Here is a 1,733-nt window from a genome sequence, read left to right on the forward strand (position 1 = left end):
TGCGAGAAGCTCTGGAAAGGAGGTGATCCAGCCGCACCTTCCGATACGGCTACCTTGTTACGACTTCACCCCAGTCATGAATCCTACCGTGGTGACCGTCCTCCTTGCGGTTAGACTAGCCACTTCTGGTAAAACCCACTCCCATGGTGTGACGGGCGGTGTGTACAAGACCCGGGAACGTATTCACCGCGGCATGCTGATCCGCGATTACTAGCGATTCCAGCTTCATGCACTCGAGTTGCAGAGTGCAATCCGGACTACGATCGGTTTTCTGGGATTAGCTCCCCCTCGCGGGTTGGCAACCCTCTGTTCCGACCATTGTATGACGTGTGAAGCCCTACCCATAAGGGCCATGAGGACTTGACGTCATCCCCACCTTCCTCCGGTTTGTCACCGGCAGTCTCCTTAGAGTGCTCTTGCGTAGCAACTAAGGACAAGGGTTGCGCTCGTTGCGGGACTTAACCCAACATCTCACGACACGAGCTGACGACAGCCATGCAGCACCTGTGCGCCGGTTCTCTTTCGAGCACTCCCACCTCTCAGCGGGATTCCGACCATGTCAAGGGTAGGTAAGGTTTTTCGCGTTGCATCGAATTAATCCACATCATCCACCGCTTGTGCGGGTCCCCGTCAATTCCTTTGAGTTTTAATCTTGCGACCGTACTCCCCAGGCGGTCAACTTCACGCGTTAGCTACGTTACTAAGGAAATGAATCCCCAACAACTAGTTGACATCGTTTAGGGCGTGGACTACCAGGGTATCTAATCCTGTTTGCTCCCCACGCTTTCGTGCATGAGCGTCAGTATTGGCCCAGGGGGCTGCCTTCGCCATCGGTATTCCTCCACATCTCTACGCATTTCACTGCTACACGTGGAATTCTACCCCCCTCTGCCATACTCTAGCCTGCCAGTCACCAATGCAGTTCCCAGGTTGAGCCCGGGGATTTCACATCGGTCTTAGCAAACCGCCTGCGCACGCTTTACGCCCAGTAATTCCGATTAACGCTTGCACCCTACGTATTACCGCGGCTGCTGGCACGTAGTTAGCCGGTGCTTATTCTTCCGGTACCGTCATCCCCCGACTGTATTAGAGCCAAGGATTTCTTTCCGGACAAAAGTGCTTTACAACCCGAAGGCCTTCTTCACACACGCGGCATTGCTGGATCAGGCTTTCGCCCATTGTCCAAAATTCCCCACTGCTGCCTCCCGTAGGAGTCTGGGCCGTGTCTCAGTCCCAGTGTGGCTGGTCGTCCTCTCAGACCAGCTACTGATCGTCGCCTTGGTAGGCCTTTACCCCACCAACTAGCTAATCAGCCATCGGCCAACCCTATAGCGCGAGGCCCGAAGGTCCCCCGCTTTCATCCGTAGATCGTATGCGGTATTAATCCGGCTTTCGCCGGGCTATCCCCCACTACAGGACATGTTCCGATGTATTACTCACCCGTTCGCCACTCGCCACCAGGTGCAAGCACCCGTGCTGCCGTTCGACTTGCATGTGTAAGGCATGCCGCCAGCGTTCAATCTGAGCCAGGATCAAACTCTTCAGTTTAAACCTGTTACTGTTTTCGGTTCAGTTAAGAACCGGTCGCTCACTCAAAGCTGACAGGAATATGAATTGCTTCATAAACCTGACTTACTTTAGTGTGAGACTCTTGATACTTTCGCTATCTGATCCGAGGATCAGCTCGCTTCCATCAAGCGCCCACACTTATCGGCTGTTAATTTTTAAAGAGC

1 rRNA gene is annotated in these 1,733 nt (G+C 53.8%); it reads right to left on the bottom strand.

The window, feature by feature from the left end:
- Positions 1-15: 15 nt before the first annotated feature.
- Positions 16-1,548, bottom strand: a 16S ribosomal RNA gene (locus QZM67_RS39740).
- Between the last annotated feature and the right edge of the window lie 185 nt (positions 1,549-1,733).

This window comes from Burkholderia sp. AU45251 (genome assembly GCF_030482905.1).
In the GTDB taxonomy this organism is placed as follows: Bacteria; Pseudomonadota; Gammaproteobacteria; order Burkholderiales; family Burkholderiaceae; genus Burkholderia; species Burkholderia aenigmatica.